The organism is Gordonia sp. ABKF26, assembly GCF_041103195.1.
GTDB classification, from domain to species: Bacteria; Actinomycetota; Actinomycetes; order Mycobacteriales; family Mycobacteriaceae; genus Gordonia; species Gordonia terrae.
Genome location: NZ_JBGCVZ010000003.1, coordinates 3,240,154 through 3,262,267 on the forward strand (window position 1 = coordinate 3,240,154; position 22,114 = coordinate 3,262,267).

The 22,114-nt window shown below is 67.1% G+C and carries 19 protein-coding genes and 1 pseudogene; 15 read left to right on the top strand and 5 right to left on the bottom strand.

Annotated elements, in window-relative coordinates; genetic code table 11:
* Positions 1–70 precede the first annotated feature (70 nt).
* The 13 genes and pseudogenes from AB4Z55_RS14985 (at position 71) to AB4Z55_RS15045 (ending at position 11,536) form a co-directional block, all read left to right on the top strand.
* A complete protein-coding gene (locus AB4Z55_RS14985; RefSeq protein WP_004019804.1) occupies positions 71–595 on the top strand; it encodes an MSMEG_0572/Sll0783 family nitrogen starvation response protein in 525 nt (174 codons plus the stop codon).
* A 118-nt stretch (positions 596–713) separates the two neighbouring features.
* Entirely contained in the window at positions 714–1,619 is a 906-nt protein-coding gene (locus AB4Z55_RS14990) for a carbon-nitrogen hydrolase family protein (RefSeq protein ID WP_369519999.1), read from the top strand.
* Positions 1,612–2,013 (top strand): MSMEG_0570 family nitrogen starvation response protein, encoded by a 402-nt coding sequence (locus tag AB4Z55_RS14995; RefSeq protein ID WP_369520000.1) that lies wholly within the window; start codon positions 1,612–1,614, stop codon positions 2,011–2,013. Before AB4Z55_RS14990 ends, AB4Z55_RS14995 begins: the two co-directional genes overlap by 8 nt.
* Positions 2,010–3,282 (top strand): annotated as a pseudogene (locus AB4Z55_RS15000) (MSMEG_0569 family flavin-dependent oxidoreductase). Before AB4Z55_RS14995 ends, AB4Z55_RS15000 begins: the two are co-directional and overlap by 4 nt.
* Before the next feature lie 174 nt (positions 3,283–3,456).
* Complete coding sequence (locus AB4Z55_RS15005; RefSeq protein WP_369520001.1) at positions 3,457–4,512, top strand: MSMEG_0568 family radical SAM protein; 1,056 nt, start codon at positions 3,457–3,459, stop codon at positions 4,510–4,512.
* 1 nt (position 4,513) lies between these two features.
* The gene (locus AB4Z55_RS15010; protein ID WP_369520002.1) at positions 4,514–5,944 is read left to right on the top strand and encodes an MSMEG_0567/sll0787 family protein; all 1,431 of its coding nucleotides are present in this window, start codon (positions 4,514–4,516) and stop codon (positions 5,942–5,944) included.
* A gap of 64 nt (positions 5,945–6,008) precedes the next feature.
* Positions 6,009–6,857 (top strand): carbon-nitrogen hydrolase family protein, encoded by an 849-nt coding sequence (locus AB4Z55_RS15015; RefSeq protein WP_369520003.1) that lies wholly within the window; start codon positions 6,009–6,011, stop codon positions 6,855–6,857.
* A gap of 20 nt (positions 6,858–6,877) precedes the next feature.
* Positions 6,878–7,990: an MSMEG_0565 family glycosyltransferase gene (locus AB4Z55_RS15020; protein WP_369521021.1), complete on the top strand. Its 1,113-nt coding sequence runs from the start codon at positions 6,878–6,880 to the stop codon at positions 7,988–7,990.
* Entirely contained in the window at positions 7,987–9,027 is a 1,041-nt protein-coding gene (locus AB4Z55_RS15025; RefSeq protein ID WP_369520004.1) for a DMT family transporter, read from the top strand. Before AB4Z55_RS15020 ends, AB4Z55_RS15025 begins: the two co-directional genes overlap by 4 nt.
* The gene (locus tag AB4Z55_RS15030; RefSeq protein WP_369520005.1) at positions 8,993–9,403 is read left to right on the top strand and encodes a nuclear transport factor 2 family protein; all 411 of its coding nucleotides are present in this window, start codon (positions 8,993–8,995) and stop codon (positions 9,401–9,403) included. The genes AB4Z55_RS15025 and AB4Z55_RS15030 overlap by 35 nt, the downstream gene beginning before the upstream one ends.
* Complete coding sequence (locus AB4Z55_RS15035; RefSeq protein WP_369520006.1) at positions 9,400–10,434, top strand: LLM class F420-dependent oxidoreductase; 1,035 nt, start codon at positions 9,400–9,402, stop codon at positions 10,432–10,434. The genes AB4Z55_RS15030 and AB4Z55_RS15035 overlap by 4 nt, the downstream gene beginning before the upstream one ends.
* Positions 10,434–10,898, top strand: coding sequence for an SRPBCC family protein (locus tag AB4Z55_RS15040; protein ID WP_369520007.1), 465 nt, complete (start codon positions 10,434–10,436; stop codon positions 10,896–10,898). Before AB4Z55_RS15035 ends, AB4Z55_RS15040 begins: the two co-directional genes overlap by 1 nt.
* A gap of 29 nt (positions 10,899–10,927) precedes the next feature.
* Positions 10,928–11,536, top strand: coding sequence for an FKBP-type peptidyl-prolyl cis-trans isomerase (locus tag AB4Z55_RS15045; RefSeq protein WP_369520008.1), 609 nt, complete (start codon positions 10,928–10,930; stop codon positions 11,534–11,536).
* 161 nt (positions 11,537–11,697) lie between these two features.
* Here the strand turns inward: AB4Z55_RS15045 and AB4Z55_RS15050 are convergent, their stop codons facing one another.
* The 4 genes from AB4Z55_RS15050 to AB4Z55_RS15065 all read right to left on the bottom strand — a co-directional run bounded on the left by AB4Z55_RS15050 (position 11,698) and on the right by AB4Z55_RS15065 (position 16,397).
* Entirely contained in the window at positions 11,698–13,113 is a 1,416-nt protein-coding gene (locus AB4Z55_RS15050) for a cytochrome P450 (RefSeq protein ID WP_369520009.1), read from the bottom strand.
* Positions 13,114–13,213: 100 nt separating this feature from the next.
* A complete protein-coding gene (locus AB4Z55_RS15055) occupies positions 13,214–14,488 on the bottom strand; it encodes a glycosyltransferase 87 family protein (RefSeq protein ID WP_369520010.1) in 1,275 nt (424 codons plus the stop codon).
* Between the two features lie 71 nt (positions 14,489–14,559).
* The gene (locus AB4Z55_RS15060) at positions 14,560–15,006 is read right to left on the bottom strand and encodes a globin domain-containing protein (protein ID WP_369520011.1); all 447 of its coding nucleotides are present in this window, start codon (positions 15,004–15,006) and stop codon (positions 14,560–14,562) included.
* Between the two features lie 119 nt (positions 15,007–15,125).
* A complete protein-coding gene (locus AB4Z55_RS15065; RefSeq protein ID WP_369520012.1) occupies positions 15,126–16,397 on the bottom strand; it encodes a reverse transcriptase family protein in 1,272 nt (423 codons plus the stop codon).
* 457 nt (positions 16,398–16,854) lie between these two features.
* Between AB4Z55_RS15065 and AB4Z55_RS15070 the strand changes: the two genes are divergently transcribed.
* Together AB4Z55_RS15070 and AB4Z55_RS15075 are read left to right on the top strand one after the other, a co-directional pair.
* Positions 16,855–17,388: a glyoxalase superfamily protein gene (locus AB4Z55_RS15070; protein WP_369520013.1), complete on the top strand. Its 534-nt coding sequence runs from the start codon at positions 16,855–16,857 to the stop codon at positions 17,386–17,388.
* A gap of 399 nt (positions 17,389–17,787) precedes the next feature.
* Complete coding sequence (locus AB4Z55_RS15075) at positions 17,788–19,050, top strand: DUF222 domain-containing protein (RefSeq protein WP_369521022.1); 1,263 nt, start codon at positions 17,788–17,790, stop codon at positions 19,048–19,050.
* A 626-nt stretch (positions 19,051–19,676) separates the two neighbouring features.
* Here AB4Z55_RS15075 and AB4Z55_RS15080 read toward each other — a convergent pair.
* Positions 19,677–22,082, bottom strand: a complete 2,406-nt coding sequence (locus AB4Z55_RS15080; RefSeq protein WP_369520014.1) for an ATP-binding cassette domain-containing protein — start codon at positions 22,080–22,082, stop codon at positions 19,677–19,679.
* Positions 22,083–22,114: the final 32 nt, after the last annotated feature.

Sequence of the window (22,114 nt, forward strand, 5' to 3'; positions counted from 1 at the left end):
CGCACGTCGAGCCGCCGCCATGCGGCCCGACCATCAGACACTGTCTCGTCTCGCCATCCCAGGAGTTCTTGTGCCTTCTTTCGACGAAACCATCACCGAGAACATCGCCGCGTCGCTGGCGGAGATCCCGCACCCCTCACTTCCCAAGGGCTCCAACATCTACGGCGGCACCAAGATCTTCCCGGACTACCAGGCCGAGAACGGGGAGTCGTACTTCACGCTCGTGCACGGCATCGCGCACGAGTCGTCGGTGTCGTTCGTCGCCGTCCTTCAGGCCACCCGTGCGCTGCGCAAGGGCTTTGAATCGGCCATGTACTTCTACGGCCCCGGCGCCATCAATTGCCTTGCCACACGCGGATTCCCGACGACCGGCGACTCCGGATTCCCGGGCGAGCAGAACATCAACAACTCGCTCGAGACCTTCATCTCCGAGGGCGGCACCGTGTTCTGCTGTCGCTTCGGTCTCGCCCTACACGGCGGACGCGAGGAGGACCTGATCGAAGGCGTCATCCCGGCACATCCGCTCGACGTCCAGGACGCACTCATCCACTACGCACGCAAGGGCGCCATCATCAACTCGACCTACATGGTCTGATATCGGTCCAGAATTGTTGGGCGAGAGTGGTTTCGACACGGCTCGTCGCTGCGCTCCTCGCCTGCTCAACCAACAGGGTTGATCAACCAGTACAACCATCACCGACTTTGGGAAGCACATGACCACCATCGGAACCGTCGCGGCGAACTTCACCCGCGATCTCGAGCAGAACTACGCGACCATCGAACAGTACGTCGCCGAGGCACGAACGCGGGGCGTCAACTTCCTGGTGTTCCCGGAGGCGGCGATCGGCGGATACCTGTCGTCGCTGGGCAACCACGGCGACACCCAGAAGAACAGCACACGATCGTTGCCGCCGGCGATCTCCCTCGACGGGCCCGAGATCGCTCGGGTGCAGTCCATCGTCGGAGATCTGGTGGTGGCGATCGGATTCTGCGAGCTCGGCGAGGACGGCGAGACCCGCTACAACGCGGCCGCCGTCCTCGACGGGACCCGCATCTACGGCAGCTACCGCAAGGTCCACCAGCCCCTGGGCGAGAACATGTCCTACTCGTCGGGCACCGGGTACGACGTCTTCGACACTCCCGTCGGCCGGATCGGTCTCCAGATCTGTTACGACAAGGCATTTCCCGAGGCGGCCCGCATCATGGCGCTCAAGGGTGCCGAGATCATCGCGAGCCTGTCCGCCTGGCCGGCAGCGCGCACCGCGACCGCGGAGAACCTGCAAGACGACCGCTGGACCTACCGATTCAACCTCTTCGACACCGCGCGTGCCCTGGAGAATCAGGTGTTCTGGGTCGCCGCCAACCAGAGCGGCACCTTCGGGTCGCTGCGCTACGTGGGCAACGCCAAGATCGTCGACCCCGGCGGGAACATCCTCGACACAACGCTTCTCGGCAGCGGTCTGGCCGTCGCCGACGTGGACATTGCCGAGAGCTTCACCGCCATGCGAGCCGGCATGTTCCATCTGAGGGACAGGCGTCCCGAGGTGTACGGGTTGCTCGTCGAGGCTGAGTCCGACGCAGACACTGACTTCGCATGGCGGGACCTCGCCCATGCCTGAGATGACCGTCCAGGTGCGCTGGCCCGACGGCCTGTTCCGCCAGTACTACTCCCCCAGCCTCGTCCTGCACGACCATCTCGCACCCGGGACCTATCGCGTCGACGACTTCCGGTCGCGGGCCACCACCGCACTCGACGAGGCCAGCGCGCGGGTCCGCGCCAAGTACGGATTCGCTTGCACGTCGGCCGCGGCGTCGGCGGAGGAGATCGCGGTCGACGCCGGGCGGCATGCGGATTCCGCTCAGGTCGAGGTGGTGTCGATGTACCCGCCGTTGCCGGGTGCGGAGGTGGCTTCGACTCGGGGCGTCGCTCCCCTCCGGCCCGGCTCAACCAGCAATAAAGGCTCAATCAGCGGTGAAGGGTCAACCAGCGGCAAACTCGAGGAGCAGTCATGAACGCACATGTGCCGGTCGTCGTCATCGGCGGCGGACAGGCCGGCCTCTCGGTCAGCTGGTACCTCGGGCAGGCGGGCGTCGACCATCTCGTCGTCGAAGCCGACACCGCGGTTCATGCGTGGGCCGACAAGCGCTGGGACAACTTCACGCTGGTGACACCCAACTGGCACTGCAAACTCCCCGGATACGCCTACGAGGGTCCCGACCCCGACGGGTTCATGACGCGCGACGAGGTCGTGGAGTGGCTGCACGGATGGCTGGAAACCTTCGAACCGCCGCTCGTCGACCACACGAAGGTCACTCGCCTGCAGCGACTGTCCGGTGATCGGTTCGAGCTGACTCTCGACGGCCCGGACGGAATGCAGTCGCTCACCTGCGACCAGGCCGTCATCGCGACCGGTGGATACCCACTGCCGGTGGTGCCGCCGTTCGCGTCGTCGCTGGATTCCGGCTGTGCACCAGGTGCACTCCGAGGAATACTTCAACCCCGAGCAACTGCCCGACGGTGCCGTGCTGGTCGTCGGGTCGGGACAGTCGGGCACGCAGATCGCCGAGGACCTCCACCTCGCGGGTCGGCAGGTGCACCTCGCAATCGGAAACGCGCCGAGAGTCGCCCGGTTCTATCGCGGGCGCGACTGCATGACGTGGCTGTCGGACATGGGTCTCTACGACACACCGACCCAGGAGTACCCCGGCGGCCGGGCCGCGCAGGAGAAGACCAATCACTACGTCACCGGCCGCGACGGAGGCCGCGACATCGACCTCCGACGTTTCGCGGCGGAGGGGATGAAGCTGTACGGCGTTCTCGACGACGGGAAGGACTCGACGCTGCAGTTCGCGCCGACGCTGACCGCCGCGCTCGACCGGGCCGACGCGGTGTACAACTCCATCTGCGGTGACATCGACCGGCACATCGAGAAGCACGGCATCGAGGCGCCGGAGAGTTCTCGGTACGAACCGGTGTGGGCGCCTGAGGTCGATCCTGTGGAACTCGACCTCGCGGGAGAAGGCGTCACCTCCATCATCTGGGCGATCGGCTACCGACCCGACTACCGGTGGATCGAGGCCAGCGCCTTTGACGGCGGCGGCCGCCCCATGCAGACGCGCGGGGTCACCGAAGTGCCCGGGCTCAGCTTCGTCGGGTTGCCGTGGATGCATACGTGGGGGTCAGGGCGGTTCCTGGGCATTGATCGTGACGCTCGGTTTGTGGCGGAGCATGTTGTTGGGGCGGTTTGTGGTGGGCGCGCGCGGTTGGTTGTGGCGCAGTAGGTTTCGGGGTTGTGGTCCGTAGTGCGTTGCGTTGGCGGGGTCGGTCGCCGGGTGGTTTCGACTCGACGCCTCGCTTCGCTCGGTGTCGGCTCAACCAGCAGAGGGGCTCGGGGTCGGCTCAACAAGCAGCGGGTCGCTCGGAGTCGGCTCAACCAGCAATGAAAGGGAGTACCCATGACGGTATCGACACGAGTTGACCTCGCGTTGCTCGGGATTCGCGGGAACCCTCCGTTGCAGCGCAGCGGCGGAGCGGGGCCCAGCGACGATGGGCACCTGATGGTCGACGGGCTGCATGCCGCGATCCCGCGGAACCCGCGGAGTCCGTTCGTCTTCGACGGCGATCGTGTGCTGTATGACGGGGTCGACATCGGTGTCGAGGTCAGCGCGATCGGGCGGCCCCGGTTCTACGACCTGCAGACCGCGGACGGGGTGAGCTACGAGAAGATCGCCCGCTTGCACGGTCGGAACGTGCTTGCGACAACCGTCCTGCAGACCTGCATCCGGTACGCCGAAGACCAGCGGTGCCGATTCTGCTCGATCGAGGAGTCGTTGAAGTCCGGCTCGACGATCGCGGTGAAGAAGCCCGAGCAACTCGCCGAAGTCGCCCGTGCGGCCGTCGATCTCGACGGCGTGACGAACATGGTCATGACCACCGGCACGAGCGGTGGACGCGACCGCGGGGCTCGTCATCTCGCGCGGTGCGTCCGGGCCATCAAGGCGGCGGTGCCCGAACTGCCCATCCAGGTCCAGTGCGAACCGCCCGCCGACCTGGCCGTCCTGACCGAACTCCGCGACGCCGGTGCGGACGCCATCGGCATCCACGTCGAATCCCTCGACGACGGCGTACGGCGTCGCTGGATGCCCGGCAAGTCGACGGTCCCGATGTCGGAATATCGCGCGGCCTGGGCCGAGGCGGTCCGGGTGTTCGGTCGCAACCAGGTGTCGACCTACCTGTTGGTCGGACTCGGCGAGGACACCGACGAGATGGTCGCGGGTGCCAAAGAACTCGCCGACATGGGCGTGTACCCCTTCATCGTGCCGTTCCGGCGTCACGCGGGGACCCTCGCCGTCGACGTCGACAACGCTCCCGCACCCGACCCGACGATCGTCGAGAAGATCAGCCGCGAGGTCGCCGGTCATCTGAGTTTCATCGGGATGTCCGGGTCGGACCAACGTGCGGGCTGCGCGGCCTGTGGTGCCTGCAGCGTGTTGCCGACGGTCGGAGGCTGACGTGTTGTCACGGGGCGAACTGTCGATCCTGTCCGGGCTTCCGCGAACGACGCCACGGTCGGAGTTCCTGATCACCGTCGCCGGCAGCCCGCGGGACCATGCGGCCTATCGGGCGCTGCGGCACCGCGAATTCGTCGAGCGTCAGGCACTTTTCGAGCGCACCGATCTCGACGACACCGACGAGGACCCGCGCACCACCGTCCTCGTCGCGACCCTGGCCGACGGGACGATCGCGGGTGGCGTGCGGATCGCCCCCACCCCCTGGGCGGGATCGGTCCACGCCGACATCGGATGGTGGTTCGGCTCGCGGCTCGTCGTCGCCGATCCGGGACTGGCAGCCGGAATCGGCGCAGCACTCGTACGAGCGGCCTGCGCACACGTCGAACAACTCGGTGCCCTGCGGTTCGACGCGACTGTGCAGGACCGTTATGCACCCATGTTCTCGAGACTCGGCTGGCTGGACCGCGGTCCCGGCCCGCGGATCGAAGGCCGGTCGCACCGCGAGATGCGCTACCCACTCGACAGAATTCAACGCACGGTCGACGGGACGAAAGCGGTTCTCGCCGATGCGCTCGCGCCGTTCGCGAACATGCCCGGCGGCCTCGGAGCCGCCGGGTTCCGCGGCGACGACGGTGTGCCGCTGCCCGGCACCGACGTGATCGCCGCCTGCGACGCCATCATCCCGTCGATGATCGAACGCGATCCCGAATGGGCGGGTTGGTGTTCGGTGCTCGTCAACATCAACGACCTCAGCGCGATGGGTGCCCACCCACTCGGCCTGCTCGATGCCGTGGGGGCGCCCACGACGTCGCACCTGACACGGATCATCCGCGGGATCTCCTCCGCGGCCGCCGCGTGGCGCACGCCCGTTCTCGGTGGCCACACGCAGGTCGGAGTGCCGTCGGCGTTGTCGGTCACCGCGCTCGGCACGACGGATCGCCCGCTCCGGGCCGGCGGCGGTGCGGTCGGCGACACCGTGACCCTCCACGCCGACCTCGGCGGCTCATGGCGGCCCGGCTATCACGATCGTCAGTGGGACTCGACGAGTTCGCGCAGCAGCGACGAACTCGTCGCCATGGCGTCGCATCTCGCGACCGTGCGTCCGGCGTCGGCGAAGGACGTCAGCATGGCCGGGATCGTGGGGACGCTCGGCATGCTCGCCGAAGCGTCGGGAACGGGCGCCGAACTGGATGTGACGGCAGTACCGCGCCCCGGCGACGCGCCGATGGGTGGGTGGCTCACCTGCTTCCCCGGCTATGCGATGCTCAGCACCGATCGCGCCGGCGCCCGACGCCCGGTCCCCACTCCTGCTCCGGTCACGACCGCCGACTGCGGCCGGCTGACCACGGAACCCGGCGTACGACTGCGGTGGCCCGACGGCGAGACGACCGTCGCCGTCGCATCGACGGTCACCGGGCTGGGGGCCGCATGAACCCCGTGGGCATGACTCTCGAGCGACCGACCTCGACGACGGTCTCGACCGGTACAGTTCGCCCATGAGGACGGTCACCCTCGGGGCCCTCGCCGCGCACTTCGGACGCGACGTGAAACGCGGTGTTGCCAAGGCGGTCGGCATCGTCGAATCCGCCGCGACCGACGGCGTCGACCTCCTTGTCTTCCCCGATGCCTCGCTCGGCGGCTATCTCGGCGATCTCCGTGAGCCCGATCCGACCGAGCTGCCACCCGCTCTCCAACCCGACGGTCCGGAACTCGCCGCGATCGCCGCCGCCGCCGGCGACATGACCGTCTGCATCGGCTACACCGAAGCGGTCGGCGAGCAGCGATTCAACACCGCCGTCTGTCTCTCGGGGGACGGCATCCTCGGCACGCACCGCAAGGTGCATCAGCCCGCCGGCGAGGCACTGGCCTACGCGGCCGGTGACTCCTTCGGTGCCTTCGACACCCCGGTCGGCCGCGTCGGCATGCTGATCGACTACGACAAGACCTTTCCGGAGTCGGCACGCACGCTGGCGCTCGACGGCGCACGGATCATCGCGGCGCTGTCCGCGTGGCCGGCCAGTGTCACCGACCGCGCCGCACGCCTACCGGCCGACCGCCAGTCCCGGTTGTTCGATCTCTACGACAGCGCCCGAGCTGCCGAGAATCAGGTGTTCGTCGTGTCGTCGAACCAGACGGGGGTGATGGGGTCGCTGCGCTTCCTCGGACAGGCGAAGGTCGTCGGACCAGGCGGCGACATCCTGGCAACCACCCGTTCGAAAGGCGGGATGGCCACGGTGACCGTCGATGTCGACGCCGAGGTCGACCGGGCGCGGCGCGTCCTGAGTCACCTCGCCGAACTCCGGCCGGACACGTACCGGTCGACGATGCCGGCGGACCAACGGTGACCGGTACGCAGCATCTCCGCATCGGTCTCTTGACCTATTCGACGAAACCCCGTGGCGGCGTGGTGCACACGCTGAACCTCGCCGAGGCGATGGCTCGGCTCGGCGCCGACGTCACGGTGTGGTCGCTCGCCCGCGGTGGCGACGAGGGTTTCTTCCGCGCTGTGGATCCGGCTGTGCGGGTGCAGCTCGTACCGTTCCCCGACCGGGAGAACGAGACGATCACCGAACGTATCGTGCGGTCCATCGACACCCTGCGCGCCGCCTTCGACCCGGCCGACTTCGACATCGTGCATGCACAGGACTGCATCAGTGCCAACGCCGTCGGGACGTGCATCCGCACGATTCACCATCTCGATCAGTTCACGACGCCGATCCTCGTCGACTGCCACGAGAAGGCGGTGGTCAACCCGTATGCGCGGATCTGTGTGTCGCGTGCCGTCGCCGACGAAGTCGAACACGGCTGGGGTCTGACGCCGACGGTGATCCCGAATGGCGTTGCGTACGAACGCTTCGCCGATGCGGAGTCGGACTCCCCCACGTCCGTCGAAGCGCGACGACGATGGACGGACCAGCTGGGCGACTACGTGCTCGCCGTCGGCGGAATCGAGCCCCGCAAGGGCAGCATCGACCTCCTGGAGGCGTATGCGGTACTGCGCGAGAGGCACCCAGGACTGAAGCTCGTCTTCGCCGGTGGCGAAACACTGTTCGACTACCGCGACTACCGTGCCGACTTCGACCGTTTGCGCGCCGAACTCGACGTCGAACCGGTCGTGCTCGGGAACGTGCCCGATGACGACCTGCCGTCACTGGTCGCGGCCTGCCGCGTGTTCGCGTTCCCGTCGGTGAAAGAGGGCTTCGGTCTGGCGGCGATGGAGGCACTCGCCGCGGGGCGGCCGGTCGTCGCGCGAGACCTCCCCATCCTGCGCGAGGTGTTCGGTGACACCGTCGCCTACGCCTCGACCGTCGCGGAACTCGCCGAGGCCCTCGACGCGTCGCTCACGGCCGACTCCGAACGCATCACGACCGGCCGTGCCCTGGCCGCCTCGTTGACGTGGGACGACGCGGCCCGTCGGCACCTCGAGTTCTACGCGCGACATCCATATCCGGTGTCACCGGTCGGCGTATACGGATGACAGACCCCCGCCGGACCGAACGCGCCGGGATGCTCGCGGTGGCGCTCACCGCGATCCTGTGGGGCACATCGGGCACCGCGGCGGCGATGGCGCCCGAACTCAGCGCGGTGACCATCGGTGCGATCGCCATGTGCGGTGGCGGGCTGTTGCAGGCGGCGGTCAACGCCCGCGGGATTCGAACCGCATGGACGGCGCCGGGAGCGGAGCGAGCGGGCCGAATGACACCGTCCCAGGTGACCGCACAGTGGCCGGTCGCGCTGCTCGGCGGCATCTGCGTGATGATCTACCCGCTCTGTTTCTTCGGGTCGATGCGCGTCGGCGGCGTCGCGCTCGGGACCGTCGTGTCGTTGGCGTCGGCGCCGCTGTTCTCGGCGGTGATCGAGCGGGTCGCCGACGGCCGCAGGCTGACGACGCGCTGGTCGGTCGCATGTCTGCTCGGCATCGTCGGCAGTGTGGCCCTGGCGGTGTCGCGGAGCGAGTCTTCGCACGGAGATGCACTGTCCGGCAGCCACTCCGCTGCGCTGGGTGTGGGGCTCGGCGTACTCGCGGGCGTCACCTATGCCGGGTTGTCGTGGGCGATGCGTCGACTGATGAGCCGGTCGGTGCCGCGCGGCGCGGCGGCCGGAACCGTCATGGGTCTGGGCGGGGTGTTCCTGCTGCCGATCGTCGCGGTCGGCATACCCGCGGTGATCGAGCACCCCGACACCCTGGGCGTTCTCGCCTACCTCGTCCTGGTGCCGCAGTTCCTCGGCTACGTCCTGTTCAGCCGCGGACTCGGCCGGATCGACAGCAGCACCGCCACCACGATCACCCTGATCGAGCCCGCCGTGGCGACCGCGCTGGCCGTCGGGGTGCTCGCGGAACCGATCACGGCGATCGGGTGGGTGGGCATGACCCTGCTCGCGACGGCGTTGCTCGTACTCCTGGCCCCTCGCCTGCCTTCATCAACCGGCCCGGCATCCATTAGCGTCGAAGCAGAATCACCGACAGGGAGGTCGACGCATGAAGCAGTTCCGAGAGGCCGTCGAGGCGCGTGACGAGCAGGCGATGAGGGCGCTGCTCGCCGACGATGTGGTCTTCACCAGTCCGGTCGCGTTCAAGCCGTACCCGGGCAAGGCGATCACATCGGCCATCCTGCGTGGCGTGCTGCGGGTCTTCGAGGACTTCCGCTACATCCGCGAGATCAACGACGCCGGCGGACACGACTCGGCGCTCGTCTTCGAAGCGGTGGTCGGCGGCAAGAAGATCACCGGCTGCGACTTCATCCACGTCGACGACGACGGCAAGATCGACGACCTCATGGTCATGGTCCGCCCGCTGTCGGGCGCACAGGCCGTCGCCGCGGCGATGGGCGCACAGTTCGACCAGATCGCCGCGGAAGCCGCCGCCGAGTCAGAAGGAGTCTACCAGTGAAACTCGGTCTGCAACTGGGCTACTGGGGTGCGCAACCGCCCACCCATCACGCCGAGATCGTCGCCGCGGCCGAGGCCTCCGGCTTCGACAGCATCTTCACCGCCGAGGCCTGGGGATCCGACGCCTACACCCCGCTCGCCTGGCTCGGGTCGTCGACCGAACGTGTCCGGCTCGGGACGTCGGTGCTGCAACTCTCGGCCCGTACACCGACCGCCTGCGCGATGGCCGCGCTGACCCTCGATCACCTGTCCGGCGGTCGCCACATCGTCGGGCTCGGCGTCTCGGGGCCGCAGGTCGTCGAAGGCTGGTACGGGCAGAAGTTCGCCAAACCCCTCGCCCGGACCCGCGAGTACATCGACATCATGCGCCAGGTGTGGGCCCGCGAGGCCCCGGTCAGCAGCGCCGGACCCCACTACCCGCTGCCGTTCGACGGTGACGGTGCGTCCGGATTGGGCAAGACACTCAAGCCGATCACGCATCCGCTGCGCAGCGACATCCCGGTCATGCTCGGTGCCGAGGGACCGAAGAACGTCGCCCTGGCCGCCGAGATCGCCGACGGGTGGCTGCCGCTCTTCTACACGCCGCGGATGGCCGACACGTACAACGAATGGCTCGACGAGGGATTCGCGCGCCCGGGTGCACGACGCAGCCGCGAGGACTTCGAGGTGTGCGCGACCGCCCAGATCGTCGTCACCGACGATCGCGAGGGCACCTACGCGGCGATCAAACCGTTCCTGGCGCTGTACATGGGCGGAATGGGCAGCGAGGACACCAACTTCCACGCCGAGGTCTACCGGCGGATGGGCTACTCCGACGTCGTCGACGAGGTGACCGCACTCTTCCGCAACAACCGCAAAGACGAAGCAGCACAGATCATCCCCGATGCCGTCGTCGACGACTCGGCGATCGTCGGCGACCTCGAGCACGTGCGTGAACAGATCAAGGTCTGGGAAGCCTGCGGGGTGACGATGATGCTCGTGTCGCCGGGCAGCGTCGCCGAGGTCGAGCAGCTCGCCGAGCTCATCCACTGATGCTCTCCCCCGCCCGCGTCACCGTCATCGACACCGTGGTGCCGTTCGATGCGCCGCTCGACGTCACCTTCGACTACCTCGCGGACCCCGCGAATCGTCCGGAGTGGCAATCGAGCCTGCGTCGGGTCGACGACCTGCGGCCCATCGGTGACCGGGCGGGTGACGTCGGCACCAGCTGGACCGACGTCACCGTGGTCCCCGGGGTGTCCCCGCGGATGGAGGTGACCGCCTGTGAGCCTCGCCGGATATGGCAGGAGATCGGACGGTGGCGGTCGGTCGACGCGGTGCTGACATTGACGTTCGCCGAACGCGAGGCCGGCACCGACGTGCATGCCGAGGCGGTGCTGACGGTGCCCGCGGTCGGTGGGTTGGTACTGGCCGCGACGCGATGGCCGGCCGCGCGAGCCGTGCGGGCCGATCTCGAACGGGCCGCACGTGTGCTGGGTGGTCGCGACGCTCGGTGAGCGGTCCCGCCTCGGGTAGCGTTCCCTGGGTGAACATCAAGAACGCGACACTCGTCCTCGGCACCGCTCTCGTCCTGGCCGTCGCCGGTTGCAGCTCCGACTCCGATTCCGGTTCGGGCACAACCGAACCCACTGCGACCGCGGCGACCGGCGGCGCCGAAACCCCGGCAGCGGGAGCGGAGAGCTGCCCGAGCGCACCCGCGAACGCCGACGCCACACCGCAGTGGACCGAGAAGGGCACCACCGGCGGTCTGCAGATGGTCGCGTCCACCGCGACCCAGGCCCCGGACATCACCGTCGAGAACCCGTTCAGCGTCGATGCCACCCAGGTCAAGGTGCTCGTCGAGGGTGACGGCGCGGTGGTGCCGGAGACCGCATCGGTGTCGGTCTGCTACGTCGGCGTCAACGGCCGCACCGGCGAGACCTTCGACAGCGCCTACGCCAACGGCTCCCCCGCGACCTTCCCGCTCGACGGCGTGATCCCGGGCTTCAGCAAGGCCATCGCCGGACAGAAGGTCGGGTCGAAGGTGGGCGTCGCCATGACGTCGGCGGACGGCTACGCTTCCGGAAATCCCCAGGCGGGCATCGAGGTCGGCGACACGCTCGTCTTCGAGATCAGCATTCTCGCGGCGTCGTAGGGGTTGGTGGCACGCGGAATCACTTGGTGACTTCGGGTCGCCGGGTGATTTCGACTCGGCTCCTCGCTCCGCTCGGTGCCGGCTCAATCAGCAGAGGGTCACAGAGTTGAAAACAGTAGCGCCACTTCCGTTTGTCGGAAGTGGCGCTTCTGGTCACCAGGTCAGATCTTGCGGTGCCGCAGGTTGATCGGCAGACCGTCGGCGGGGGTCGGGCCGGTGCCGTAGGTCAGTTCCGGGCGGTAGTCGGCGGGGACGTCCCACTCGAAGCGCAGCAGCATCTGGTGCAGGATCGACTTCACTTCCATCCCACCGAAATACAGGCCGATGCACTTGTGTGCGCCGCCACCGAAGGGTGCCCACGCGAAGCGGTGGACCTTGTCCTCGCGGCGCTCGGCGGAGAACCGTTCGGGGTCGAAGTGGGTGGGGTTGGGCCACCACTCCTTACGGAGCATCGTCGCCCACGGGTGGATGCTGAGCAGTGTGCCCTTCGGGATGTAGTGCCCGCAGACCTCGGTGTCCTCGATCGCCATCCGGAAGAGCATGCCGACCGGGGCGTTGAGCCGCAGCGTCTCCTTGAAGGCGAGCTCCATGCTGGGGAGCTTGTCGACGTCGTCGTAGTCGATCGTCGGCTTGTCGAGGGCCAGGGACTCCTCGCGCAGGCGCTGCTGCCATTCGGGATGGCGGCCGAGGAAGTAGGTCATCATCGACAGCGCGATGGTGCTGGTGTCGTGCGCGGCCATCATCACGAAGATCATGTGATTGACGATGTCCTCGTCGGAGAACGTCTCGCCCTCGTCGCTCTCGGCGTTGCAGAGCACGCTGAACAGGTCGTCGGCGTCGTTGCCGCGACGCAACGGGATCTCGGAGCGGAAGTACTCCTGCAGCACCTCGCGGCCTCGGAGTCCCTTGGCCCAGGTCCAGTTGCCGACATCCTTACGCACGATCGCCTGACCGCCACGCACGGCCGCCTCGAAGGCGTGCTCGAGGCGGTGGGCCTCGGACTCGCTGACGTGGGCGCCCATGAAGACCTCGGTCGCCAGCGACAGCGTGAGGTCCTTGGTGCGGGAGTACATCTTGAAGCCGTTGCCCGCCTCCCAGTTGGCAAGGGTCTTCTCGATGTGCGGGGTCATGATGTCGAGGTAGCCGGTGAGCCGGGGCTTGCTGAAGGCCTGCTGCATGATGCGCCGATGCTGCATGTGCTCGTCGAAGTCCATCAGCATGACACCCCGGCGGAAGAACGGGCCGATCATCGGCTCCCAGCCGAGTTCGCTGGAGAACGCCTTCTTGCGGTTCATCCAGACCGCCTCGATCGCTTCCGGGCCGACGAGCGTGACCATGTTCATGCCCAGCGCACCCGACCACGAGACCTGCCCGTAGCGATCGAACCGCTCCATCGCCGACTTGAGGGGGTCGACGAGCGCTTCGAGCGTGTTGCCGAGCCACGGGATCCCCGGGTCACCCATGACCGGCTTGAGGTCGGACCCGGCGGGCGGCTCGGCCAGCGGGCGTTCCGAGCTCGGGTACATGCTGCTCGCCTTCGCCAGCACGCTCTGGATCTGCTTCTTCCGACTCGTCATGAACCTGCCACTCCCCGTTGATCCGATGTGCGTTACATCACTATGCACCATTGGAACGGATTTTAGCGCTTGTTTCAAGGGGCTGATGCGGACGGGGTGCTCAAGCAGGTTGGGCGAGCGTGTCGGCCGCTCTCCGCGAAGCGAGCACGCGCGGCGCCGAGACGCCCAGAGCGATCAGCACGGCGAGGCCCCACAGCAGATACGACGACCCGACGAGGTGCTGCCACCAGGCCCAGGACAGCTCGGCGTCGTACCGCTGCGGGATGCGCTGGTGTGGTGCGACGGCGAAGATGACCACTCCCAGGCCGAGGAGCCACCACCAGATCGACGACGCGGCGGGGCGCGTCGCGAGGTAGGTCAGCACGAGCAGCAGCGGGACCACCCAGACCCAGCTGTGGTCCCAGGCGACCGGCGAGCAGTACAGAGCGGCGAAGGCGACCGCGATGAGGGCGGCAACGTCGTGCGGTGTCGTCGTCTGCGGGTCCGCCGGTGCCGGCGACAGCAGGCGCCATGCCACCCACGCGATGAACAACCCGACGACGAGCGAGACCAGGAACCACGCCGCGTCGGACTCGATGCCCAGGCGCCCGAGTTCACCCTTGATCGACTGATTGTTCGCGAAGTGCGGGCTCCCGATGCGGTCGGTGTCGAAGAGGGTCGAGGTCCAGTAGGTGGTCGAGTCGCTCGGTGTCAGCAGGTGGCCGAGAGCGGCGTAGCCAATCGCTGACACCGCGGCGACGGCAAGTGCGCGCCAATCCCGGCGGACGAAGAAATACAGCAGGAAGACCGCGGGGGTGAGCTTGATCGAGATGGCGAGGCCGACGAGCAGACCGTTCCACCATTTGCCCCGGCCCAGTAGGGCGTCGACGACGACGAGCGTTATCAGCACGATGTTGATCTGACCGAAGTTCAGGGTGTCGCGGACGGGTTCGAGCCAGAGGGCGACTGTCGTGGCCGCCGTTGCGAGCCACCAGAGGTCTTTCACCGGCCGGTCGAGGAGGCCGGACACGACGATCCGGCACACCACGAGCAGGCAGCCGATGGAGATCGCGGTGAACAGGGCCTGGCCCAGGCCGAGCGGTACGACGGTGAACACAGAGAACAGTGCGGCGGCGAGCGGTGGGTAGGTGAACGGCAGATAAGAACCCTCGGCGAGCTGAGGCAGCATGCCGTACAGGTGGCCGCCGTCGAGCAGGACCCGGCCACCCATGCGGTAGACGTCGAAGTCGATGCGATACGGGGTGGGCGGTTGATTCGGCAGGACGACGATCGCGACCGCCGAACTGAGGACGAAGGCGGCGAGTGTCGCCCATCGGGCCCACGGCGTTCCCAGGTAGCGATCCAGCGCATGTCGGATGGTTCCAGCAGCAGTCACGAGCCCTCACTTCCGAGCGGGATCGTATCGCGGGGCGCGCCCGGTGCAGCGGAGCGGAGTCCGGGGACTCCTCAGGCAGCCCCGGCGCTACGTCGAGGCGCGCGTGCCGGAATTGCGGGCTGGTCCGGGTAGCCGTCGAGCATGATCGTCGCGACCGCGGCGAGCGCACGATCCCACGCCGACGTCATGACCGGAGTCCAGGCATCGCCGCCGATCTCGCGCATTGCGGCGATCGTGCATTCCGCGAACGCACAGTACATCGGCCTGGTGACGCCGAACCGGGCGTGTTGCCGACCCAGCGCGTGGAGCGTCGTCGTCAGCCACTCGGCGTCGTCGACATGGTCCACGACCGACAGCAGTGCGGTGTGTAGCTTGGGCGCCTGCACGCGTGTGTCGCGGCCGAACATCGCCCGGATTGTGGGATAGCGGTCGAACAAGATCTCGTAGCAGCGAACCGCGAGTCCTGCGTCGGGCAGGTCGACAAGAGCGAGGCTGTCGCGGAGCAGTTGCTTGTCCATGTACGAACCTTGGTGCGCGGGTATTGCGAATGGACTCACGACGCTGCAGACCGAGGTAAACGGGATCTCACATCGAAGCGCGTAGGGAGTGAGGTTACGGATGGTTCGGGTCGACGCTCTCAGGTGTCCCAGTCGACCGCGTCGGCCAGGTCCAGAAGCCGACGTCGACGTGTCTCCCCCGACGCCCCGATCCATGCGATGAGTCCGTAGACGTGTGCGCGGAAGTCCGGGTGGTCGTCGTGATTCTGCGACGACGCACCGTGGCGGCGGGCGTTGTGGAGCAGCGCTCTCAAGTTGTCGTAGTCGGATCTGGCGACCTGGGGTCGGTCGTTGACGACGAGTCCGGCGAGGCGTTGGCGCTGATGGCGGTGCATGATGCGGACCTTGTCCGGGTGGACGGTGAAGCGCTCGGCTTCGACGATGCGAAGCATCGTCCACAGCGCCCGGTCGGCGTCGATCGCGTCGCCCGAGATCGCGAGGTCGTCGCCGTATCGGGTGTACCGGAGACCGTTGCGGCGGGCATAGCCGTCGAGCCGCCGATCCAGCGACCGCATCACCAGGTTGGCGAGATGGGGCGACGTCGGTGCGCCCTGCGGGAGATGACGTTCGCGAAGGACAGCTGCGTGCGTGCGGTCGATTCCCCGGAGCTCGTCGACGGGGGTTGCCGTGGTGCACAATTCGGCCAGCAGGCGCGCGATATGCGATGGGTACCCGGCGTCGCGGAACACCGCACGAACGCGTTCAACTGTGATGGTCTCGAAGCAGTGCCGGAGGTCGACGCGCACCACCGCCGGACGGTCGGTGTGCGGCCAGGCGAACGCGGCCGGCGACGACCCGGGCACGAACCCGCGTGCCGCCGAATGTGCCGGGATGCGTTCGACCAGACGTCTGAGCAGGCGCCGTTGGGTTTCGCGCATCCGCGGCTTCGGGGCTTCGATGACGCGCACACCGTCGCGTTTGTCGCGCCGCCAGATTCGGTAGTGCCGCAACGGAGGACGTGCCGTTCGCAGCCACTGTCCACGGTCGGCGAACCACTCGAGTTCCGGGACGGTGAAGTCGAGCCAGTGCGCGAAGTTCTCCACGTCGTAGAGATCGGGCAGGTCGTTGGGCACCGTTCCCGTCGACTCCGGTTCGTGAAGCAGGATGGGCCGGCGGGGTTCGGGCGTCGGGTGGGTCCACGGAAGCAATGCGTCGACGAGCACGGATGCGGGGTGTCTCGGTTCGTGCGGCGAGAGGTCGAAGAGGCGGTCGGCCACGTCGGTGATGGCTTCGGCAGGCAGAACGGTACGCAGCGCGTCGACGACCTCCGGCCACGTCCATGCCGAGTACGTCCGCGAGAACGCCGCAGCGACTTCGGCGGCCTCGTGTGCGTGGAGGAACGGGTCGGTCACGGCGTCGTCGCCTGTGTGCGGGTCGACGGCCGGTGATGAACGACGGGTGTGGTGACCAGAGCTGTGGTGCAGCGGCGCCGGGTGGCACGTGGAGCGTGCGCGCCGGCGTCGGACGCAGGAACCAACTGTGAAGTGCACCCAGGGGTTACCCCTGAGACGGATCGCGACGATCCCCTCTCACCTCGCCCGTCGTTCATCAACCGACATCGTGCCACGGTGGTGTGACAACCGAGCGGATGCCCAACGGTCGGTGAGCGGCTGTGCCGACGCCATTGTGCGGCCCTGCCAGCAGAAAACCCTGCCAGACTCATGCAGAGAGACTCCATGGTCGGCCGATCCCTCGCCAAGGTGTGAACGAATCGGGTGTGCGGTTGCGCTTCGAAGCGTCTGGGTTGAGGCACAGTGTCGACAGAGATGCGAGCGCCGGCCGTGGCCGGCAGCCCCCGAAGGAGACCGAATGATGACGCCGTCGAATGTCGCGGACGCCAGACGAGCCGCACAAGCGTTGCGCAACTCGCTTGCACTGAATGGCTTTCCCGAGCCGACTGATCCGCAAGCACTGGAGATCCTGTCCCACACCGCCGGGTACCCCGACTGGACCTCGTACAGCGCAGCACTGACCGCGGCCCGCCCTCTGTTCGCGGTCCCGGTCCTACGGATCTTCGACGTCGCGGCGGCACGGCGCTTCTATTGTGAGTACCTGGGTTGTGAAGTGCTGTTCGAGCATCGATTCGCCGACGATCTACCTCTGTATCTGAGGGTCGGCCGAGGCGAGATCGAACTGGACCTCTCCGAACACCATGGCGATGGGACTCCAGGCAGCGTTGTGTGGATCGACGCGACAGGGCTCGATGCGCTGCACGGCGAGCTACGCTCGCGCGACCACCTGACGTCGATACGACCGGGGATCGATCGATCCGCCCCGGGTGGACCCACCATGGAGCTCATCGACCCGTTCCACAACGTCTTGCGAATATGCGAATCGCGGTAGGTTTCGGTCTGGTTCCGCACCGTACCGCCCACGTCGTCCGATCGCGCGAGGGGTTACCGGGTGAGGGCGACCCGGCGCTCTGGCCGAGATCTGTTGGCACGCCGGGGGTGACACATGTGGGTTGTCGATCGGCAGGTCCCGGTGAGGCAGATTCTCGCGAGTTGCCTTCATCCGATCCCCCCTCATGAATTCTCAGGCGGTGGCCGCCGCTACAGATTCGCCGATTGTCGGCAGAGGCGCGGTTCTTGGTCGCGAATCCTAATACTGGTGTGACTGGAGTTCACCACTGTTGACGATCAACGCACAGTCAACGCAGGGAGACGCACAGTCGACGAAATACCCTGCACAGTCGCCAAATTCGTCGATTTGAGCCTGTGGATAGTCCTCGAGAACGAACGATTGTTCCCGTACAGTGGGGTCATGCCAGAGCTCGCCACACTCCTCGATCAGCTCATCGAGACCAGCCCGCCCGTCGATGACCCCACGGGTGCAGCAACATTCGACGCGTTGAACACACTGCGGTTGATCCGCAATACCGTCGATACTCAGATCGTCACCCACACAGCACAACTCGACGAACTCGGCGTCGCACAGAAGGCCGGCGACACCACCAAGAAGATGCTGATCGAGTCAGGCCACGCGCCCGCAGCAGCCCTACGCATCATGCGAAGCGTCGACGGATTGGCTTCGCTGCCCGCTGTGGCTCGCCACGCCGCCGACGGACGACTGTCATCGGAACTCGTCGACGCCATCCTTCGAGGGATCAGCTACATCGAGAAATGTTGTGGTGAGGCGTCTTCCGATGAGGTCAAGGCGACGCACGAGACCGACCTCCTCGCCCAGGCCCTGTCCGGTGCGACGCCGGCGCAAGTATTCGAACACGCCCGCGCGGTTGGCAACACTCTCGCCGACGCCGTCGACAGCGGAATCCCCGCCGCGGATGATCCGTCTCTGAACACCGTCAATGCGCACACCACCGACGACGGCCGCGTCGACATCCGCGCCGACCTCACCCAGACCGTCGGCGAGAAGTTTCTGTCGATGATCGACGAACGGTCCTGCCCAAGGCCCGAACCCGACGGAGCCAACGACCGACGCACCGCCGAGCAACGCCGCGCGGACGCATTCGAGTTGATCCTCGACCAGGCCACACTGGGTGCCAGTATCGACAGCGTCGGCAGTCCACGGACCCAACTCATGCTGACCATCCCCGCCACCGGCGTCGATCCGGCAACACTGCCATGGACCGGATCCGTCAGCCAGGCAACTACCCGACAGATCTCGTGCGACGGGAGCCTGACCGAGATCGTCCTCGACGACGGAGGTGTACCCCTGCAGATGGGACACACCCACCGACTGTTCCCACCACATCTACGCAAGGCAGTGATCGTACGAGATGGCTGTTGTATCAAATGTGGTGCACCACCGTCATATACGCAGGTGCACCATGTGCGCCACTGGGCCGACGGCGGCCCCACCGACCTCGACAACGGATGCCTGCTCTGCCAACGATGCCACACCCAAGTCCACCACCACGGCTGGGACGTCGTGATGGGCTTCGACCGACATCCCTGGCTCGTCCCGCCCGCGACCATCGACCCACAACGCCGACCCCTACCCGCCCACAACCGCCGCACCATGCGACTCGACGACGCCGCGTGACCTGAGCACAGTCTCACGCGTAGCACTTCTGCACCCGGGCTTCCCGGGACCGCATCTGTACCTTGACAACTCCATAGTGGGATCTGACTGAGCCCGCGGGTGTGTAGGCGGAAAACTGTTGCCGCCCTTCGTGGCTCGTCGCTATCGCTCCTCGCACCTCAGGGGGCAGTGGACCGGCTTGCGCTCCTCGCACCTCAGGGGGCGGTGGGCCGGCTGGCGCTCCTCGCACCTCATGGAGCAGTGGGGCCGGCTTGCGCTCCTCGCACCGCAGGGGGCAGTGGGCCGGCTTGCGCTCCTCGCACCGCATGGAGCAGTAGGCCGGCTTGCGCTCCTCTCACCTCATGAAGCAGCGGGGCCGGCTTGCGCGTCCAACTCTGGTCCCTGAGGAGCGAGCTTGCGAGCGTCACGAAGGGTTTCGCAACCTCGGTCGCCAGACCCTTCGTGACGCGCCCTCCGCAAGCTCCGGACGCTCCTCAGGGATCAGAGGGGTGACGCGCCCTCCGCAAGCTCCGGACGCTCCTCAGGGATCAGAGGGGTGACGCGCCCTCCGCAAGCTCCGGCCGCTCCTCAGGGATCAGAGGGGGTCGCTTCTTTCGGATAGATAGCAGTTCCCTGGGATTCCCTTGTCAGGCAACGTACTCGGCGAGGTGTTCGCCGGTGAGTGTGGATCGGTCGGCGACGATGTCGGCCGGTGTGCCCTCGAAGACGATCTGACCGCCGTCGTGGCCGGCGCCCGGGCCCAGGTCGATGATCCAGTCGGCGTGCGCCATGACGGCCTGATGATGCTCGATGACGATCACCGACTTCCCGGAGTCGACGAGACGGTCGAGCAGCCCGAGGAGTTGTTCGACGTCGGCGAGGTGGAGGCCGGTGGTCGGCTCGTCGAGGATGTAGACGTCGCCCTTCTCCCCCATGTGGCTCGCCAGCTTCAGTCGCTGGCGTTCGCCACCCGACAGCGTGGTCAGCGGCTGGCCGACCTTGATGTAACCGAGGCCGACGTCGACCATCCGATGCAGGATCTTGTGCGCTGCCGGGAGTTTGGCGTCGCCGTCGGCGAAGAAGGCCTCGGCCTGGGCCACCGACATCTCGAGCACTTCGCTGATGTTGCGGCCGCCGAAGGTGTAGTCGAGCACCTCGGCCTGGAATCGCTTGCCCTCGCACACCTCGCAGGGCGCGGCGACTCCGGCCATCATCGCGAGGTCTGAGTAGACGACACCGGCACCGTTGCAGTTGGGGCAGGCACCCTCGGAGTTGGCGCTGAAGAGCGCCGGTTTGACGCCGTTGGCCTTGGCGAACGCCTTGCGGATCGGTTCGAGCAGCCCGGTGTAGGTCGCCGGGTTGGAGCGCCTCGACCCCTTGATCGCGCTCTGGTCGATGGAGACGACCCCGTCCTCCTTCGCCACCGTCGAGTTGATCAGCGAGCTCTTGCCCGAACCGGCAACGCCCGTCAGCACGACGAGCATGCCGAGGGGGATGTCGACGTCGACGTCGCGCAGGTTGTTCGCGTCGGCCCCGCGGACCTCGAGATGTCCACTGGGCGTGCGGACCTCGTCCTTGACGGCGGCGCGATCCTCGAGGTGGCGTCCGGTGAGTGTGTCGGCGACACGCAGTTCGTCGACGGTGCCCTCGAAGACGATCTCGCCGCCGTCGGTGCCCGCGCCCGGGCCGATGTCGACCACGCGGTCGGCGATCGCGATCACCTCCGGCTTGTGCTCGACGACGAGCACGGTGTTGCCCTTGTCCCGCAACGCACGGAGCAGATCGTTCATCCGGGTGATGTCGTGCGGGTGCAGACCGATCGACGGCTCGTCGAAGACATAGGTCACGTCGGTCAGCGACGAACCGAGATGTCGGATCAGCTTGGTGCGCTGGGCCTCGCCACCGGAGAGTGTGCCGGCCGGACGTTCCAGCGACAGGTAGCCCAGACCGATGTCGACGAACGCGTCGAGATGATCGCGCAGCGCGGCGATCAGCGGCGCCACCGATGGGTCGTCGAGTTCGGCGACCCACTGGGCGAGATCACTGATCTGCATCGCGCAGGCGTCGGCGATGCTGATGCCCTTGATCTTCGACGACCGGGTCTCGGCCGTGAGGCGGGTGCCCTCACAGTCCGGGCATTTTGCGAAGGTGATCGCGCGGTCGACGAAGGCGCGGATGTGCGGCTGCATCGCCTCCCGGTCCTTGCTCAGCATCGACTTCTGGATCTTCGGGATCAGACCCTCGAAGGTGACGTTGATGCCCTCGACCTTGATCTTGGTGGGCTCCTTGTAGAGCAGGTCGTTGAGTTGCTTCTTGGTGTACTTCGCGATCGGCTTGTCCGGGTCGAAGAAGCCGCAACCGCGGTAGATCCGGCCGTACCAGCCGTCCATCGAGTAGCCGGGAATGGTCAGCGCGCCCTCGTTGATCGACTTCGACGAGTCGTAGAGCGCGGTGAGGTCGAAGTCCGAGACGTCCCCGCGCCCCTCGCACCGCGGGCACATGCCGCCGGTGATGGAGAAGCTCCGCCGCTCCTTGACCTTCTGGCCGCCCTTCTCGATCGTCACCGCACCCGCCCCGCTGATCGAGGCGACGTTGAACGAGAAGGCCTGCGGTGAACCGATGTGCGGAGTTCCCAAGCGACTGAACAGGATACGCAGCATCGCGTTGGCGTCGGTGGCCGTACCCACCGTCGACCGGACGTTGGCTCCCATGCGTTCCTGGTCGACGATGATCGCGGTCGTCAGACCTTCCAGGATGTCGACGTCCGGCCGCGCCATCGACGGCATGAAGCCCTGGACGAACGCGCTGTACGTCTCGTTGATGAGGCGTTGGGACTCCGCGGCGATGGTGCTGAAGACCAGCGAGCTCTTCCCGGAACCCGACACACCGGTGAACACGGTCAGCCGACGCTTGGGCAGATCGACGTTGACGTCCTTGAGGTTGTTCTCCCGTGCGCCGTGGACGCGGATGAGGTCGTGTGTGTCGGCGGGGTGGACGCCGTCGGCCCGCACGGCGTCGACCTTTGTCTCGGAACGGGTCGCGGTTCGGCTCATCGTCTCTCCATCAATGCGGCGACCGCACGTGG

Bases quoted from the DNA above. Each gene is read 5' to 3' on its own strand.
- AB4Z55_RS14995 (WP_369520000.1), top strand. From the start codon at position 1,612: ATGCCTGAGATGACCGTCCAGGTGCGCTGGCCCGACGGCCTGTTCCGC.
- AB4Z55_RS14990 (WP_369519999.1), top strand. From the start codon at position 714: ATGACCACCATCGGAACCGTCGCGGCGAACTTCACCCGCGATCTCGAG.
- AB4Z55_RS15080 (WP_369520014.1), bottom strand. From the start codon at position 22,082: ATGAGCCGAACCGCGACCCGTTCCGAGACAAAGGTCGACGCCGTGCGG.
- AB4Z55_RS15015 (WP_369520003.1), top strand. From the start codon at position 6,009: ATGAGGACGGTCACCCTCGGGGCCCTCGCCGCGCACTTCGGACGCGAC.
- AB4Z55_RS15070 (WP_369520013.1), top strand. From the start codon at position 16,855: ATGATGACGCCGTCGAATGTCGCGGACGCCAGACGAGCCGCACAAGCG.
- AB4Z55_RS15030 (WP_369520005.1), top strand. From the start codon at position 8,993: ATGAAGCAGTTCCGAGAGGCCGTCGAGGCGCGTGACGAGCAGGCGATG.
- AB4Z55_RS15005 (WP_369520001.1), top strand. From the start codon at position 3,457: ATGACGGTATCGACACGAGTTGACCTCGCGTTGCTCGGGATTCGCGGG.
- AB4Z55_RS15060 (WP_369520011.1), bottom strand. From the start codon at position 15,006: ATGGACAAGCAACTGCTCCGCGACAGCCTCGCTCTTGTCGACCTGCCC.
- AB4Z55_RS15025 (WP_369520004.1), top strand. From the start codon at position 7,987: ATGACAGACCCCCGCCGGACCGAACGCGCCGGGATGCTCGCGGTGGCG.
- AB4Z55_RS15050 (WP_369520009.1), bottom strand. From the start codon at position 13,113: ATGACGAGTCGGAAGAAGCAGATCCAGAGCGTGCTGGCGAAGGCGAGC.
- AB4Z55_RS15040 (WP_369520007.1), top strand. From the start codon at position 10,434: ATGCTCTCCCCCGCCCGCGTCACCGTCATCGACACCGTGGTGCCGTTC.